Below are 15,263 nucleotides of genomic sequence, written 5' to 3'. Positions count from 1 at the left end.
CGCCTGCACCGCCGCCACCAATACCTGTGCCGCCGCCTGCTCCGCCGCCACCGCCAGCTCCTGCGCCGCCGCCTGCTCCGCCGCCGCCACCAGCTCCTGCTCCGCCGCCAGCTCCTGCGCCGCCGCCACCGCCTGCTCCTGCGCCGCCGCCTGCTCCTGCGCCACCGCCTGCTCCGCCGCCTTGGCCAACGCCAAGACCTCTAGCTTTGCCGACACCTTTGGCGCTTACCTTTTTGCCGTATTTAGCCGTGTTGTACGAGTAAGTAATCGACTGGAATGTTTTTGCATCCACCGAGCCAGTCACCGGGAGGCCATGCGTTTTTTGATAATGCTTGACGCCTCTTACGGTTGTATTGTCATAATAACCGTTGATTTTGCCGGAATAGCTGCCGATTCCCTTAAGCATCCCTTGAATAACGTAGATGTCCGGTCCTTTGGCTCCTTTGCCGACCGCAAGAGTCGTTCCGGCACCGCCAAACATAAGTGCAGCAGACAAAACAACCGCACCCAGGATTTTTCCGGCCTTTTTAGCCTTCCCTTTATTCTCGTCCTCGCGGGAAGACAACATCCAATCCCATTTCATTTGTTACTACACCTTCCTATTCTCATTGAATTGTATTTCCACGCCTTACTATTCCCCAATTCAAAATTTCATACGGCACCTTTCGATATAAAAAATAACGGAAAGCTACCGCGGTGCCCGGTAACAACAGCAAACCCTCTCCGCTTAACCGGAGAGGGTTTTGTCTTTAGGATACGAACTTGACGTCGGCTACCTTGCCGCTTTCCACAAAGCCGATATTCTGATACACCTTATTGGAATCGGGGTTGGTCAAATCCGCATACAGCATGGGGATCCGGTTTTCTTGCACGATCAGGCCGCAGCAGGCGGCAACCGTCGCGCTCGCAAACCCCTGCTTACGCAGCTCCAGCGGCGTATAGACATAATTAATACGGGCATGGCGCGGAGAGCGGTGAGCGATATGCGCCATCGATACCGGCCTTTTATCAACAATCCATATGTATAGATTGCCTGTAGCAATCGTATTTTCCGCGGTTGGCAATTGACTAGCCGGATGGACCTTGTAACCGTATGCGTTTTCCGCAAAGCCGGCCATGAAATCCGCGATTAGCGGAGCGTCCGAGGAAACGGTCAGCCGCAGCTCTCCCTCTACTTCCGCCGGATACCGGATGTCCGGACAATAATAAGCTTCCATCCCCATTTTGTACTCGGGGCGCACACGGTAGCGTACAGCGTACAGCTCCGCAAACAGCTTGGCATGCCTAGGCTCCGCCGTAATTCCGCGAAGCGAATATCCGGTAAGCTTCACCAAGGCTTTGAAGAGAAGGAGTCTTTGTTCCTCCGCAAGCGCTTCATCCACCCATAGCCAGGCATTATGACCAGGCGAACCGGCAAAAATCGCGGAGCCGCCCGCGGCTCTATAGATAACCGAATGGCTCATCTCGCATATCCGGTGCAGCAAATTCATCTTTACCTCGTCTGGAATAAATAAGGGTGATCTTAGAGCATCCATAGCCTGCTCGCCAGGCAGCAATCTCTCCCACATCGCGAATTCTCCTTTCTTATATGGCTCGCGTCCAAAGAAATTCTTCCCAGTCTATATGTATCTGTTGTATTCGTCAATCCTGCAAAAAGCCCTGCTCGCTGAGCAGGGCTTTTTGCTTAATTTTTAGGCATGAACAGGCTCGGAGCGCTTCAGTTGGAGCGGTGGCGGGATCAGCCACCCTTTCTTTTTGGACATCTCCAAAATACGCAAGCCCAAGGCTGCCTTAGTCATGTGGTATTTGCCGAACAGCGCGCCAATATCTTCCCTAATCGAGATACCCATAGCCTGGCTGCAAGCCACAAGACCCGCCGACAGACCGCCGGCAATGCCAAAGGCGATTTCGTTATCCGCAAATCTTGCTCCCGCGGGAATATCCTCAAGCTTTACCGGCGGCCTTTCGGGCATCGCCGGAGCAGGCGTTATCCCGTTACGGGTGAGCAACGCGTCCAACTCAGTCGACTCCAGCCTTGACTGGTCAATAAGGTCCTCCAGGATCTTTTTGAGATCCTTATCGCCGGCATGGCTTAAATAAGCCTGACAGCAGGAAACGGCGCTTTTGGCCACCATAGACGCCTGCCATACGGCATAGATCTCACCGTAATGCATCGGCTCGTCTTTTGGATTACCACTTAAAATCCCCATTCTTAGGTACGCTCGCGATCACGGCTTCTAAGTCCGAACAATCCGGCCAAACCAAGCAGACCAAGCCAGCCCCAGTCGTAATCGCGGTCGTTCGTGTTAGCCAAGGTGCGGTAATTGCCGTTTGTTAAGGCGCTTGTTCCCGTACCTGTAGTGCTTGTCGTGCTGTAGCTGTTCATTCGGTTTGTATTACCAATGAAGCTGTTCCGGTTCGGATTATAACCGTTATTGGTGCTGTAGTTATTAGTGCCGTAAGGATTTGTGCCGAAGCCGTTCGTACCGTTCATTGTTCCGTTGTAGTTGTTCGTACGGTTGGTTGTCGTGCTGTTGCCATCCGTTCCGTAAGTTCCGTAAGTCGTGGAACCGTAATGCGTGCTGCGGAAGTTGTCCGTTGCGACCTCATCTTTGGCTGACGCAGCAAAGGCTGGGACGGAAGCGGCAGACATAAGAATAGTTGCGGCGCACAGCGTGGAGAATAATTTCTTTTTCATTGGCGAAAACCTCCCTCGGATATTTGGTACATCCATAAGTGTGCTGTGAGGAAGGCACGGATATTCTGCCAGATTTTTAACTGGAGGGAATGAGGCCTATATCCAAACCATTCCTTCCGAAGTAATCTCATATGCAAATGAGAGTTTATAAAATAAGGATTAGGAAGGGACAAAAGCGAGATGACCAAAGCCATTATTGTAGAAACAAGTCAGGCAAGCGCAACTACATGGTTGTCGTGCATAACAAAAACACGCTGAATCAGAGGCTTCTGAACAGGCATACCTTTATTTGCAACAAGGCAAAAGTGGATGCCATTCTAGCCAAGTTTATTTAATGCTTCTCCTTCATAAATGCCGAGGCTGCAGGGAAAGGTAATACCGTCAAATTACGATGAGGCGGTGCGGCGAAATGGGAAGACGAAGCAGAAGATTACTTGTTCCTGAAGCAGGGGCGGCCATGCAGACCTTAAAGGCAAACGTGATGCGCCAGGAAGGCTACGCGGTTGACGAGAACAGACCGGATGACGTGAAATACGAAGTAGCTAGCGAAATGGGAATCCGGATGAACCGCAATGGCGACAACGGGAATATGAAAACCGAGGATGCCGGCCATGTCGGGGGAAAAATCGGCGGTGCCATGATCCGGGAAATGATCCGGATGGCGCAGGAGAAATTAGCAAAGCGGCAGCCTTAAGCTGCCGCTTTATTTTTTGCCTAAATGAGGTTAAGGCAACGGTCTTAGCATTTTGGCCTGCCGGATATGGGCAACCCCTTCCTGGCACAAACCGTATGGCTCCCATGGACAATCGTAGCAGAGCCTGTGAATGTCATCCGGTTGAACAGCGGCAGCAATGTTCCCGATCAGTTCCTCCCAGCTTAACCGATTGCCGGCCGCCAGCCCGAGCTCGCCTAATATTTCGCTGTCTTTCCGGTATACGCTTGGATTATGGCAATGGTTCGGCTGGTCGGATGGAAAGGCCGCGCAGATCTTATCCGGGCCTTCGATAATCTCTATGATCGTCTTCGGGTCGTTCCGCAGCGTTTCATAAACGGCTGTCATGTTCGTGCAGAAACTTTCCGAATATCCCTTGCCGCGGTATCCAAGCAAACAAAACAGATGATGCCCTCTTAACGCGATGCTTTGCATGGGAACTGCTCCTCCCCTTCATATGTTAACCCGATTTTACCACAAAGGTTAACACATGGGGAGAGTTATCTATCGGGCGGAATATCCGGTTCATACCTGTACTCCTCCAGGTCAATCATTCCGTTAATCCCTATATACACGCCTTCAGCCTCCAGCATATGCCTCTGCAGCATCCGTGATTCGTCTTCCTGGATAGCGATTTCCCCTTTGGCGTTCACCACCCGATGCCAGGGCAGCTGATGGGCGCTGCTCAAGGAATGCAGGATACGCACGACCTGTCTTGCCCCGCGGCTGCTGCCTGCCAATCCCGCGATTTGCCCGTAGGTCATCACTTTCCCTTCCGGGATCTTCTTAATAATATCGACTACTCTCTGCGTATAAGGCTGTAACATAAGCGTTTGTCCTTTCCCCGTATACTCAAAAAGGATCAGTTCCACTAGCGTTGGCTAATGAAACTGACCCTATTCTCGGTTAATTGATTTCCATTATCCCATATGAAGCCCTTCGAGAGCCGCTTCCGGCTTGTCGGCCTGCGCGCTCTCTCCGGAATTTTTCTTGCCTCTGCGCAGCAGAAGCCCCAGCAAGGCTCCGGTTATAGCCACAAACACCATAATGCCGAAGGTGTAGTCAAACGCATCGACCGCCAAGGCGAGGAGCTGCTGCAGCTGCTCCGGACTCGCCTGCGCGGCGCCGCTTCCCGCGGTCTGATTAGCCAGCGCTTCGGGCGGCACGTTCGCTTCAACCATGAGCTTTGCAATCCGCTTCGTCAGAATCGTGACGAGCAGCGCTACCGCCAGCGAGCTGATTACCTGCTGCATCGCGCTCGTAAGCGAAGTAACCCGGCTGACCAGCTCCCGAGGCGTCTTGTTGATCAGATGGGAATTAAGCGGCATCATCATAAGCCCCATTCCCGAACCGGCCATGATAAGCGGCAGCAGCAGATCCTCTCTTCCCGTATGAATGTCGAGATTCGAGTATTGGAAGATTGCTCCGGAAACAAGGCTGAGCCCGATAACAACCAGCCAGCGGACCCCGATCCGGTCGAATAAATACCCGCCGATCGGCATCATGCAGGCTGAAGCCAGCGCTTGCGGGAACAAGGTCAGGCCGGTATCAAAGGCGCCGTAGCCGCGGCCCTGCTGAAGAAACTGAGGCAGCAGGAAAATCGCGCCAAACAGCGAGAACTGGACAATCCACTGCACCACAATGCCGAACGAGAAATCAACCGAGCGGAACACCCGAAGATCCAGAAGCGGATGCTTCGCGCGCAGCTCTACGAAAATAAAGACGATTAACGCGATGCCGCCAACGATAAGGCCGGTGAGCGTTTTGTCCGAAGTCCAGCTTTCGGCGCCCTGGTTAACGCCATAGGATAAAGCGGCGAAAGCGAGCGGCCCCAGAATCATGCCCGGAATATCCAAGCCGGCAAGCTTCTTGGTTGCCAGCTTCGGCAGACTCCATAGCCCAAACAATACGCTGATAATCCCAACCGGCAGATTAATTAGGAAGATCCAGCGCCAGGAATGGTATTCGACCAGCCAGCCCGAGAGAATAGGGCCAATCGCCGGCGCCAGAAGGATCGGCACGCCAAGCATGCCCATGACCTGCCCTACCTTATTGGGCGGACTCAGCCGGTAAACGTACGCCATCGCAACCGGCAGCACGAATCCGCCGCCAAGCCCTTGGATAACTCGGAACATAATCAACGTCTGCGGGTCGTTCGGCAGCGCGCATAGGAGCGAGCCAATCGTAAAGAGAATAACCGAAGTCAGAAAAACCGTCTTGGCTCCGAACCGGTCGGACAGCCAGCCCGCAAGCGGAATGACGGCGGCCTGCGCCAGCATATACCCCGTTACGGTCCACTGCAGAGTGGGAAGCTGCGTATGGAAATCCTCCACGAGCTTCGATAAAGCGACGTTCATCGCCGTTGTATCGAGAATAACCATAAAACAACCGAGAATAATCGCGACAAGCGGAAGCAGAATGCTTTTCATGCTGAAATCCTGCTCCTGAGGGTTATCCGTTAACCGTTGTTCCATCCGTATAACCTCCTACATGGAATACCCCATTACGCCAAGGTTGAGAAGGACAACGGCAGTCTGTAATGGTAGTGTGCAATCCCATGTTACTGAGCAAATTAGGCGAAGTCAATCGATTTTTTGGTAAAAAATGCATAAAACGTTTTCAGCTTTATTCCGCTATTTCATCAGCCGCCGGATGATCGAAAGACCGCCCTTGGCCGACGGATAACGGAAGGCGAAATCGAATCGGGTCGTTTGCTTCAGCACGCTTTTCATATGGGAAAAGGTCTTGAAGCTGTACTCGCCATGATAGGCCCCGATACCGCTCTCGCCCACTCCGCCAAACGGCAAATACGGCGTCGCCAGATGCATAAGCGTATCGTTGATGCATCCGCCGCCAAACGGCACCGCTTCGGTCACCCGCTTCTGAATAGCCGCGTTCTCGCTGAACAGATAGAGAGCAAGCGGCTTCGGACGCGCATTGATCTGATCAATCGCCTCCTGCAGCTCGTCATAGACCAAGACCGGCAGAATCGGGCCGAAAATCTCCTCCTGCATGACCGGCATATTCCAATCTACGCGGGTTAATACGGTTGGCTCGATCCGGAGCGCCATCTCGTCTGCCCCTCCGCCCATGACAACCTCCCCTTCGCGAAGGAAACCTGCAAGCCGACGGAAATGCCTCTCCGAAATGATTTTGCCGTAATCCTTATGCTCAAGCGGATTCTGGCCATAGAACTTCGTTACCGACTTGCGGAGCTGCCTCAGGAACTCCTCCAGCACGCTGTGATGCACGAGCGCGTAATCGGGCGCGATGCAGGTCTGCCCGGCGTTAATGAATTTGCCGAAGGCAAGACGTCTAGCGGCCAGCTTGAGATTGGCGTCATGATGCACGATAGCCGGGCTTTTTCCCCCGAGCTCCAGCGTAACCGGCGTCAAATGCTTGGCTGCCGCCGCCATGACCTGCTTGCCGACGTTAACGCTGCCCGTGAAGAAAATTTTATCGAACGGCAGGTTCAGCAGCTCTTTGCTTACTTCAACTCCGCCTTCCATAACGGCTATGTAAGAGGGGTCGAACGTATCCTGAACAAGCGAAGACATGACCTCCGATACGGCCGGAGACAGCTCCGAGGGCTTCAGGACTGCGGTATTGCCCGCCGCTATAGCTCCGACAAGCGGCGCCATCGCAAGCTGGAACGGATAGTTCCACGGAGCGATAATAAGCGCGGTGCCAAGCGGTTCCGGCACGATATACCCCTTGCTGCCCATGTGGGTGAGCGCCGTTTTGACCTTGGCGGGCTTCATCCACCGCTTCAGCCGCTTCTGCACAAAAGAGATTTCCTTCAGGACAAGTCCAATCTCTAGCATATAGGACTCCTGCTCGCTCCGGTTCAGGTCAAGCCGAAGCGCCTGCATAATCGCATCCTCGCGTTCCGTGACGGCCTGGCGCAGCTTGGCCAGCTGAGCCTGCCGGAATTCGAGACTCCGGGTTGCCCCCGTTCCGTAATAATGCCGCTGCTTTTCCAGCAACGCTTGAGCTGTATTCGTGTTCGAGTTCAAGTTCATATTCATGCGATACCCCGCCTTTTTTCGATATAAATCCGGACTTGCAAAATGAAATTCTATGCTATAGTTAGGAAAAAGGAGCGATGCCGATTGAACAAAATGCTGCTTGCCCTTATTCTGCTTACAGGCTTGCTTTACATTTTTATCATTCCCGCTGAACCGCATGCCGTCAAGCTAATTTTCAAAGCGATTCCGATGCTTCTGATCATCGCTTATGCTTACTTGCAGTCCGCTCCAAACGGTAAGCGGTTTCAATGGATTCTGCTGGCCGGTCTTGTCTTCAGCGTGGTTGGCGATGTTACCCTGGGTAACTTCGTCGTGGGACTGTCCGCCTTTTTGATCGGCCATTTGTTTTATTTAAGCGGATTTTTCGGGCAATGGAAGTTTTCCTTCTGGCGGCTCGTAACGATCGTTCCAATCGGTGCTTATGCCGTCTATATGGGCTACGAGCTGCTTGATGCGCTTGCGAAATCGGAGGACGACGCTCTGAGAATCCCCGTTCTTGTCTATGTAACGGCCATTTCGCTGATGGGCTGGTCGGCTATGATGTCCTGCAACGCATGGGCGATTGCGGGCGCCCTGCTCTTTATGGCTTCCGACTCCATTCTCGCCTGGAATAAGTTTATTTCGGATATTGCCGGGTCAGACGTGCTCATTATGACCACTTATTATGCCGCCCAATTCTGCATCGCCACCTGCATCGGATACCGGAGCCGCACCGCTCCCAAGCAAAAAGCCATGATCCTCTGATCATGGCTTTGATTATGCCGGTCAGGTTGTTATCCGGCTTTTTCCTTGTTCATCTGCTTGCTGCGCAGCTGGCCGCAAGCCGCGTCGATGTCGGCGCCATGCTCGAGGCGGACGCTGACGCTGACGTCTTGTTTTTTGAGCGTATCGTAGAAGCCCTTTATGGAATCGTTCTCGCTGCGCTGGTATTGGCTATGCTCGTCAACCGGATTGTAAGGAATCAGGTTCACGTTCACGAGGGAGCGGCGGCGGTCGCCCACCAGCTCGGCAAGCTCAAGCGCATGCTCCGGCTGGTCGTTGACGTCCTTGAGCAAAATATATTCCAGCGTAATGCGGCGGTTCGTCCGCTCCAGATAATAATCGATCGCATCCATCAGCTTCTCGATCGGAATCGCGCGGTTGATCTTCATAATCCGCGTCCGCAGCTCGTTATTAGGCGCATGCAGCGATACAGCGAGGTTAACCCCTTGATCCTTGTCGGCAAACTCCCTGATTTTGTCCGCGAGACCGCTTGTCGATACCGTAATATGGCGTGGTCCGATAGCCAGACCTTTATGATCCTTGACCGTTGTAAGGAAGTCGTTCAGGTGAATAAAGTTATCAAACGGCTCGCCGATGCCCATGACAACGATATGGCTGACCTTCTCGCCTTGGCCTGCTTCGTCAAGATGGAGCTGAATCTTCATAATCTGCTCGACAATCTCGCCGCTTGTCAGATCCCTGCTCTTCTTCAGCAGGCCGCTGGCGCAGAAGCTGCAGCCGATGTTGCAGCCCACCTGCGTGGTTACGCAGACCGACAAGCCGAACTTATGGCGCATCATTACCGTCTCGATCAGGTTGCCGTCATCCAATTTAAGCAGCAGCTTGACGGTACCGTCCTTCGACACCTGCTTCGTATGCTCGACCAGCGTCTGGATCGCAAAGTTCTCCTCCAGCAGCTTCACGCAGTCCGGATGAACATCCGTCATATCCGCAAAGCTCGTAACCCGCTTCCGGTACAAGTATTCCCATACCTGCGTCGCCCGGAATTTTTTATGCCCGCGCTCGCCAAGCCAAGCCGTTAATTGATCTAATGTAAATCCGTAAATGGATGGTGTACTCATCGTTTTTCCTCTTTTCGTGAAACGCGGCCAAAACAAAACCGCATACTGCTCCTATTGTCCCAAAATTAGCTGACGAAAACAAGGGGCGAAAAAGTCCAATCGTTCCAGAATACGCTCATTCCGCCCTCTTATCTGGCAACCCGGATAAACCAATTTAGGCTTGGCATACACCTAAGTTTCACAACGAATTGCAGCATTCGGGAGATATAAGGTCCAAGAAAGAGCATGGTAGAGTTACCTCCAAATGTAAACGCTCTAACCAAACTCCTTGTCAAAATTAGACAATATGCCGCCTCTACGGTTCATTTACAACTTCGGCCGTCAGGCGTAATATACGATTCAGCAAATGCAACAATCGCTGAGTTTCCGTTAAGGGAAACGGGGGAACCAATCGATAAGCGGCATGGCAACGGTGTGAGAGCCGGCGCGGCATGCTTATCCGGGGTGAATCCGGGAAAAGGCTGCGCGCGGCCGAACCCGGTAGGGCGACTCTCACCGTCCGAATCCGTCAGCTAACCTCGTAAGCGATGAAAATGCTCAAGGCAGGGCATTTTCCAAGTAGAGAGGATGATGTGATCTTGTGACCTTTAAAGGCCGCGGGGATCTTTCCTCTGCGGCTTTTTCTCATGCCATTTTTAATCAACTGTCTTTATCGCTTAATCCCCTTCGCGGGGAACGGGGGAACCAATCGGACGGGCGGCTGTTCCATACAGCCAGCTTGTCCACGGGGTGAATCGCCGAAGCAGCGCGGGACGCGCGGCATCGGCGTAGGGCGACTCTTACGCCCGAATCCGTCAGCTAACTTCGTCAGCGTACCAAGAGAGGCAACGATGATCGTGAATATAGGCGCGGTTTATTTTCTGCTGCGCTTATAAGCCGCGTGAAGAGTCCCTCTTCCGCGGCTTTTTTGTTTGTCGTTGATTCCTCTAACGAAAAGAGGAGCGTAAACCATGGACGATTATATACTCGTCTCCGCACCCAACGTGCAGGGCGAGGATTTCATTAAACAGCTGCTGCGCCGGCATATCCCGTTTGCCGCCATCGTGAACAACAAGACCGAATACGAGCGGATGCTGGAGCTTGGCGTATCCACGATCATCGTCATTAATACAACCGATGAAGCCACCTGGCGTGTTCCGGAGCTGCCCGTCGGACGGATCTTTTTATTCGAAAGAAGCTTGAATCTGTGCTGCCGTTATATCCAGATCTGCCGCAGCTGGACATCCAAATCGATCTGCGTCGTTACGGACAGCGCGAATCCCCGTCTGATCTATAAAGGGATGGGCGCCAATTACGTTATTCATTCCAGCCATGCGGATACTTCCTTTTTAATCATAAACGACCTCATGGCGAGCCAAGATAATCGGTAAGGTCGAAAGTTATTCGCCATTCTTTTAGGAGGAATTTGCTATGCAGGATATCTATATGGTGCTGCTTCTGGCAGCGATATTCGTACTTTTCGCCGGCTTTATGCAATGGTGCGACCGGGCTATTCAAGAGGAGGATAAGCGATGATCGTCACGTTAGTGCTTGCCCTGTTTCTTTTTCTTTACTTGATTTACGCCTTGATCAATCCGGAGAAATTCTAAAACCTTATCGATCGCTGGGAGGCCACAATGGATATTTTACAGCTCATTATCGTGATTGGCGTGCTCGTACTGCTCGTCAAACCGCTCGGAACCTACGTGTACCACGTGTACTCGGATCAACCGAACCGGACCGACCGTTTATTCGGCGGCATAGAACGGTTCATCTATAAAGTCATCGGGCTGAAATCCCGTGACGGCATGACTTGGAAAAAGTACGCGTTAAGCTTCCTTCTTACGAATATCGTGCTCGTCGCGCTCAGTTATCTGATTCTGCGGCTGCAGGGCAGCCTTCCTGGCAATCCAAACGGCATCGGCGCTATGGAAGAAACGCTGTCGTTCAATACCGTCATCAGCTTTATTACGAATACGAACCTGCAGCATTACAGCGGCGAAACGGGGCTGTCCTATTTCTCGCAGATGGCCGTCATCATGATGATGATGTTTACCTCGGCGGCTACCGGTTTCTCGGTTGCGATTGCTTTTATCCGCGGCTTAACGAGCAGAGGCAGCACAATCGGCAATTTTTTTACCGACTTCGTGAAATCCCACACGCGGATTTTCCTGCCGCTCGCAACGCTTATTACGCTGGTACTCGTGGCTCTTCACGTGCCGCAGACGCTGCAGCCTAACGTAACGGCAACAACGCTGGAAGGCGCAACGCAGAGCATCGCCATCGGGCCGGTTGCTTCGCTGGAATCGATTAAGCATTTGGGTACCAACGGCGGCGGCTTTATGGGCGCCAACTCGGCGCATCCATTCGAGAATCCAAGCCCGCTGACGAACGTGATCGAGATTTTGTCCATGTGGGCGCTGCCTGCTTGCCTTCCCTACGTATACGGCCGGTTCGCGGGAAACCGCAAGCAAGGCTGGGTTGTGTTTGGCGCGATGATGTCGCTGTTCCTGGTATTCCTTGCAACGGTCTACACGGCTGAGCTGCATGGCAATCCGGTACTGAACAACCTTGGCGTAGACGCCTCGCAAGGCAGCATGGAAGGCAAGGAAGTCCGGTTCGGCATTGCCCAGTCCTCCCTCTTTACGGCGGTGACAACGGCGGCTACTACCGGTTCGGTCAACAACATGCATGATACGCTGACCCCAATCGGCGGTCTTGTCCCGCTGGCGGAGATGATGCTGAACGTTGTGTTCGGCGGCAAAGGCGTTGGCCTCGTCAATATGCTGATGTATGCGATTCTTGCCGTCTTTATCGCGGGACTAATGGTCGGTCGGACACCTGAGTTTCTCGGGCGGAAAATCGAACCCAAGGAAATGAAGCTGATTGCGATCGCGATTCTCGTTCATCCGTTTATTATTCTGGCGCCAACCGCCATTGCTTTCCTGACGGATCTTGGCCAGGGTGCCATTACGAATCCGGGCTTTCACGGCATCTCGCAGGTGCTCTATGAATACACCTCGTCAGCTGCGAATAACGGCTCCGGCTTTGAAGGTCTTGCCGACAATACGCCGTTCTGGAACATGACGACCGGCGTCGTCATGCTGCTTGGACGATATGTTTCGATGATTGCCATGCTGGCTGTAGCCGGATCCTTGGTCCGCAAAAAGCCCGTACCGGAAACGATCGGCACATTCCGGACGGACAACGTGCTGTTTGGCGGGATCCTAGTAGGAACCGTCGTTATTGTCGGCGCGCTGACGTTCCTGCCTGCCGTTGTACTTGGACCTATCGCAGAGTATTTAACGATTCGCTAACGGATAAGGATGAGGTGAATAACCGTGACCACACAACGTAAATCCATGCTGACCTCGGCGATTATCAGTCGCGCGGTGAAGGACAGCTTTCTGAAATTAAATCCGCTGACCATGATGAGAAATCCCGTCATGTTTGTCGTTGAGGTCGGCACGCTTGTCGTCCTGCTAATGACGATCTTCCCCGGCTATTTCGGAACGGAGGGCCGACTCGGGTTCAATCTGACGGTCTTTCTGATCCTGCTGTTCACCGTCCTGTTCGCTAATTTCGCGGAAGCGCTGGCCGAAGGACGGGGCAAAGCCCAGGCGGACTCGCTCAAGAAGAGCAAAAAGGACATTACGGCAAACAAAGTTACGGGCCAGACCATAAAACAGGTATCGTCAACCGAGCTCCGCAAAGGCGATATCGTCGTTGTCTCCGAAGGAGAGATGATTCCGGGTGACGGCGAAATTATCGAAGGCCTTGCCTCTGTCGACGAGTCGGCAATCACCGGCGAATCTGCACCGGTGATCAAGGAAGCCGGCGGCGACTTCAGCTCGGTAACGGGCGGCACCCGCGTTGTCAGCGACCGGATCAAGGTCCGCATTATGAGCGATCCCGGCGAATCGTTTATCGACCGCATGATCTCTCTGGTTGAAGGCGCCAAACGCCAAAAGACGCCTAACGAGCTGGCGCTGAACACGCTGCTTACCAGTCTGACGCTGATCTTCCTGATCGTTGTGGTTACCCTTGCGCCAATCGCCAAATATGTTGGCGTAGAGCTTGACATTCCGGTGCTTATCGCCCTGCTGGTCTGTCTCATCCCGACTACCATCGGCGGTCTGCTCTCAGCAATCGGGATCGCCGGCATGGACCGGGTGACGCAGTTTAACGTGCTGGCCATGTCCGGCAAAGCGGTAGAAGCAGCCGGCGACATTAATACGATGATTCTGGATAAGACCGGTACCATCACGTACGGCAACCGGATGGCAAGCGAATTCCTGCCCGTCAAAGGCGTAACCGTTCAGGAGCTTGGCGAGTGGGCGGCGGTCAGCTCGGCCAAGGACGAAACGCCGGAGGGCCGTTCCGTCCTGGAGCTGATGAAGAGCAAACAGCTGAGCTATCAGGCCCAGCTTGCCGAGAATGCGCAGGTCATTGCGTTTACGGCCGAGACCCGGATGAGCGGTCTGGATCTTCCGGACGGACGGAAAGTCCGCAAGGGCGCCGTCGATGCCGTGAAGAAATGGGTAGCTTCCCAAGGCGGCACCGTCCCGTCCGATCTCGACGCTACCGGCGAAGGAGTTGCCGTGCTTGGCGGTACGCCGCTCGCCGTTGCGGTTGATAGCCGCATTTATGGGATTATTTATTTGAAGGATACCGTGAAGCCGGGCATGCAGGAGAGATTCGATCAGCTTCGCCGCATGGGGATCAAGACCATTATGTGTACCGGCGACAACCCGCTGACAGCCGCAACGATTGCCCGCGAAGCCGGTGTGGATGATTTTGTGGCGGAGAGCAAGCCGGAGGATAAAATCGCGCTGATCCGCCGCGAGCAGACGGCGGGCAGCCTCGTTGCCATGACGGGCGACGGAACGAATGACGCTCCGGCCCTTGCCCAGGCCGACGTTGGCCTTGCCATGAACAGCGGTACCGTAGCCGCGAAGGAAGCGGCCAATATGATCGACCTGGATTCCGACCCGTCCAAAATTATCGAGGTGGTTGCCATCGGCAAGCAGCTCCTGATGACTCGCGGCGCGCTGACGACTTTTAGTATCGCGAACGATATCGCGAAATATTTCGCCATCATACCGGCCATGTTTATGATCGCGATCCCTCAGATGGACGCCCTGAACATTATGAAGCTGGGTTCGCCCTCTTCGGCCATTCTGTCCGCGCTTATCTTTAACGCGATCATCATTCCGCTGCTCATTCCGCTCGCTATGCGCGGGGTGCAGTACAAACCGATGAGCGCGTCGAAGCTGTTAAGCAAAAACCTGCTGATCTACGGACTGGGCGGCGTTCTTGCCCCGTTCATCGGCATTAAGCTGATCGACCTATTTGTTCATGTATGGATCTAGACCGATCTGAAAGGATGAGATAATCATGACGAACTCCACATCTTCATCGGGATCTAACGGCTCTCTCTTTATGATTGCCTTAAGAGCCGGTATCGCGTTTATTCTGCTATGCGGCATTATTTACCCGCTAGTGTCAACGGGCCTTGCGCAGCTGCTCTTCCCCCATCAGGCGAACGGCAGCATGATCAAGGATTCGAGCGGCCGGATCATCGGCTCCTCCTTGATCGGGCAAAGCTTCACCGACCCTGCTTATTTCCAAGGACGGGTATCCAGCATTGACTATAAAGCGGAAGCATCCGGCTCCAACAACTACGCGCCTTCGAATCCCGACATGCTTCAGCGGACCAAAGATTCGATTGCCGCCTGGCAGGCTGCCAATCCCGACGTCCCGGTCAGCCAGCTTCCCCTTGCGCTGATTACCAACTCCGGCTCGGGTCTTGACCCGCATATTACGCCGGCATCGGCCGAAGTCCAAATCCCCCGCATCAGCAAGCTGACCGGTCTATCGGCGGACACTCTGAAAGAGCTGGTGAAAAAGCATACCGACGGACGGGATCTTGGCGTCTTTGGCGATCCCCGCGTGAATGTGCTGGAGCTGAACATCGAATTAAGCCAGCTCCGCAAGTAAGG

Annotated in this window: 16 protein-coding genes and 2 riboswitches; of the genes, 7 read left to right on the top strand and 9 right to left on the bottom strand. The window is 53.7% G+C overall.

All coding sequences use genetic code 11. The features are described 5' to 3' along the window. The 4 genes from CFI03_RS04540 to CFI03_RS04525 all read right to left on the bottom strand — a co-directional run. The coding region (locus CFI03_RS04540) for a peptidoglycan-binding domain-containing protein (RefSeq protein ID WP_248756608.1) at positions 1 to 583 on the bottom strand (583 nt) is incomplete at its 3' end. Between the two features lie 166 nt (positions 584 to 749). Beyond that, entirely contained in the window at positions 750 to 1,568 is an 819-nt protein-coding gene (locus tag CFI03_RS04535) for a GNAT family N-acetyltransferase (RefSeq protein ID WP_248756607.1), read from the bottom strand. A 123-nt stretch (positions 1,569 to 1,691) separates the two neighbouring features. Beyond that, on the bottom strand, positions 1,692 to 2,210 hold the full coding sequence (locus CFI03_RS04530) for a DUF3231 family protein (protein ID WP_248756606.1): 519 nt from the start codon (positions 2,208 to 2,210) through the stop codon (positions 1,692 to 1,694). A gap of 2 nt (positions 2,211 to 2,212) precedes the next feature. Further along, positions 2,213 to 2,698: a WGxxGxxG family protein gene (locus CFI03_RS04525; protein ID WP_248756605.1), complete on the bottom strand. Its 486-nt coding sequence runs from the start codon at positions 2,696 to 2,698 to the stop codon at positions 2,213 to 2,215. Between the two features lie 409 nt (positions 2,699 to 3,107). Between CFI03_RS04525 and CFI03_RS04520 the strand changes: the two genes are divergently transcribed. Beyond that, positions 3,108 to 3,392: an alpha/beta-type small acid-soluble spore protein gene (locus tag CFI03_RS04520; protein WP_248756604.1), complete on the top strand. Its 285-nt coding sequence runs from the start codon at positions 3,108 to 3,110 to the stop codon at positions 3,390 to 3,392. A 30-nt stretch (positions 3,393 to 3,422) separates the two neighbouring features. Here CFI03_RS04520 and CFI03_RS04515 read toward each other — a convergent pair whose 3' ends face one another. The 4 genes from CFI03_RS04515 to CFI03_RS04500 form a co-directional block, all read right to left on the bottom strand. Further along, positions 3,423 to 3,845, bottom strand: a complete 423-nt coding sequence (locus tag CFI03_RS04515; RefSeq protein WP_248756603.1) for a DUF1284 domain-containing protein — start codon at positions 3,843 to 3,845, stop codon at positions 3,423 to 3,425. A 65-nt stretch (positions 3,846 to 3,910) separates the two neighbouring features. Next, positions 3,911 to 4,237 (bottom strand): MGMT family protein, encoded by a 327-nt coding sequence (locus CFI03_RS04510; RefSeq protein ID WP_248756602.1) that lies wholly within the window; start codon positions 4,235 to 4,237, stop codon positions 3,911 to 3,913. A gap of 93 nt (positions 4,238 to 4,330) precedes the next feature. Beyond that, complete coding sequence (locus CFI03_RS04505; RefSeq protein WP_248756601.1) at positions 4,331 to 5,884, bottom strand: DHA2 family efflux MFS transporter permease subunit; 1,554 nt, start codon at positions 5,882 to 5,884, stop codon at positions 4,331 to 4,333. A gap of 159 nt (positions 5,885 to 6,043) precedes the next feature. Continuing rightward, entirely contained in the window at positions 6,044 to 7,438 is a 1,395-nt protein-coding gene (locus CFI03_RS04500; protein WP_481857648.1) for an aldehyde dehydrogenase, read from the bottom strand. 93 nt (positions 7,439 to 7,531) lie between these two features. On the opposite strand from CFI03_RS04500, the gene CFI03_RS04495 reads away from it, so the two are divergent. Next, complete coding sequence (locus tag CFI03_RS04495; protein WP_349292459.1) at positions 7,532 to 8,182, top strand: lysoplasmalogenase; 651 nt, start codon at positions 7,532 to 7,534, stop codon at positions 8,180 to 8,182. A gap of 29 nt (positions 8,183 to 8,211) precedes the next feature. Here the strand turns inward: CFI03_RS04495 and rlmN are convergent, their stop codons facing one another. After that, entirely contained in the window at positions 8,212 to 9,282 is a 1,071-nt protein-coding gene (gene rlmN, locus CFI03_RS04490; RefSeq protein ID WP_127496439.1) for a dual-specificity RNA methyltransferase RlmN, read from the bottom strand. Positions 9,283 to 9,628: 346 nt separating this feature from the next. Beyond that, positions 9,629 to 9,823, top strand: a riboswitch (cyclic di-AMP (ydaO/yuaA leader). A 102-nt stretch (positions 9,824 to 9,925) separates the two neighbouring features. Continuing rightward, a riboswitch (cyclic di-AMP (ydaO/yuaA leader) is annotated at positions 9,926 to 10,111 on the top strand. Positions 10,112 to 10,232: 121 nt separating this feature from the next. Between rlmN and CFI03_RS04485 the strand changes: the two genes are divergently transcribed. The 5 genes from CFI03_RS04485 to kdpC all read left to right on the top strand — a co-directional run bounded on the left by CFI03_RS04485 (position 10,233) and on the right by kdpC (position 15,261). After that, a complete protein-coding gene (locus tag CFI03_RS04485) occupies positions 10,233 to 10,652 on the top strand; it encodes a hypothetical protein (protein WP_248756599.1) in 420 nt (139 codons plus the stop codon). 141 nt (positions 10,653 to 10,793) lie between these two features. Continuing rightward, complete coding sequence (gene kdpF / locus CFI03_RS31400) at positions 10,794 to 10,871, top strand: K(+)-transporting ATPase subunit F (protein ID WP_201003172.1); 78 nt, start codon at positions 10,794 to 10,796, stop codon at positions 10,869 to 10,871. Positions 10,872 to 10,898: 27 nt separating this feature from the next. Further along, a complete protein-coding gene (gene kdpA / locus CFI03_RS04480; protein ID WP_248756598.1) occupies positions 10,899 to 12,578 on the top strand; it encodes a potassium-transporting ATPase subunit KdpA in 1,680 nt (559 codons plus the stop codon). 45 nt (positions 12,579 to 12,623) lie between these two features. Then, positions 12,624 to 14,633 carry a potassium-transporting ATPase subunit KdpB gene (gene kdpB / locus CFI03_RS04475; RefSeq protein WP_248756747.1) on the top strand — a complete coding sequence of 670 codons (2,010 nt, stop codon included), beginning with the start codon at positions 12,624 to 12,626 and terminating at the stop codon, positions 14,631 to 14,633. A 25-nt stretch (positions 14,634 to 14,658) separates the two neighbouring features. Continuing rightward, the gene (kdpC, locus tag CFI03_RS04470; RefSeq protein WP_248756597.1) at positions 14,659 to 15,261 is read left to right on the top strand and encodes a potassium-transporting ATPase subunit KdpC; all 603 of its coding nucleotides are present in this window, start codon (positions 14,659 to 14,661) and stop codon (positions 15,259 to 15,261) included. Positions 15,262 to 15,263 lie beyond the last annotated feature (2 nt).

Source organism: Paenibacillus sp. ATY16, assembly GCF_003399985.2.
In the GTDB taxonomy this organism is placed as follows: domain Bacteria; phylum Bacillota; class Bacilli; order Paenibacillales; family Paenibacillaceae; genus Pristimantibacillus; species Pristimantibacillus glycanilyticus.
The sequence above is the reverse complement of the archived record's forward strand: the minus strand, read 5'-3'. Positions and strand labels throughout refer to the sequence as shown.

Bases quoted from the DNA above. Each gene is read 5' to 3' on its own strand.
- kdpC (WP_248756597.1), top strand. From the start codon at position 14,659: ATGACGAACTCCACATCTTCATCGGGATCTAACGGCTCTCTCTTTATG.
- CFI03_RS04520 (WP_248756604.1), top strand. From the start codon at position 3,108: ATGGGAAGACGAAGCAGAAGATTACTTGTTCCTGAAGCAGGGGCGGCC.
- CFI03_RS04530 (WP_248756606.1), bottom strand. From the start codon at position 2,210: ATGGGGATTTTAAGTGGTAATCCAAAAGACGAGCCGATGCATTACGGT.
- kdpF (WP_201003172.1), top strand. From the start codon at position 10,794: ATGATCGTCACGTTAGTGCTTGCCCTGTTTCTTTTTCTTTACTTGATT.
- kdpB (WP_248756747.1), top strand. From the start codon at position 12,624: ATGCTGACCTCGGCGATTATCAGTCGCGCGGTGAAGGACAGCTTTCTG.
- CFI03_RS04505 (WP_248756601.1), bottom strand. From the start codon at position 5,884: ATGGAACAACGGTTAACGGATAACCCTCAGGAGCAGGATTTCAGCATG.
- CFI03_RS04495 (WP_349292459.1), top strand. From the start codon at position 7,532: ATGCTGCTTGCCCTTATTCTGCTTACAGGCTTGCTTTACATTTTTATC.
- rlmN (WP_127496439.1), bottom strand. From the start codon at position 9,282: ATGAGTACACCATCCATTTACGGATTTACATTAGATCAATTAACGGCT.
- CFI03_RS04525 (WP_248756605.1), bottom strand. From the start codon at position 2,698: ATGAAAAAGAAATTATTCTCCACGCTGTGCGCCGCAACTATTCTTATG.
- CFI03_RS04500 (WP_481857648.1), bottom strand. From the start codon at position 7,438: ATGAATATGAACTTGAACTCGAACACGAATACAGCTCAAGCGTTGCTG.
- CFI03_RS04535 (WP_248756607.1), bottom strand. From the start codon at position 1,568: ATGTGGGAGAGATTGCTGCCTGGCGAGCAGGCTATGGATGCTCTAAGA.
- CFI03_RS04515 (WP_248756603.1), bottom strand. From the start codon at position 3,845: ATGCAAAGCATCGCGTTAAGAGGGCATCATCTGTTTTGTTTGCTTGGA.
- CFI03_RS04485 (WP_248756599.1), top strand. From the start codon at position 10,233: ATGGACGATTATATACTCGTCTCCGCACCCAACGTGCAGGGCGAGGAT.
- CFI03_RS04510 (WP_248756602.1), bottom strand. From the start codon at position 4,237: ATGTTACAGCCTTATACGCAGAGAGTAGTCGATATTATTAAGAAGATC.
- kdpA (WP_248756598.1), top strand. From the start codon at position 10,899: ATGGATATTTTACAGCTCATTATCGTGATTGGCGTGCTCGTACTGCTC.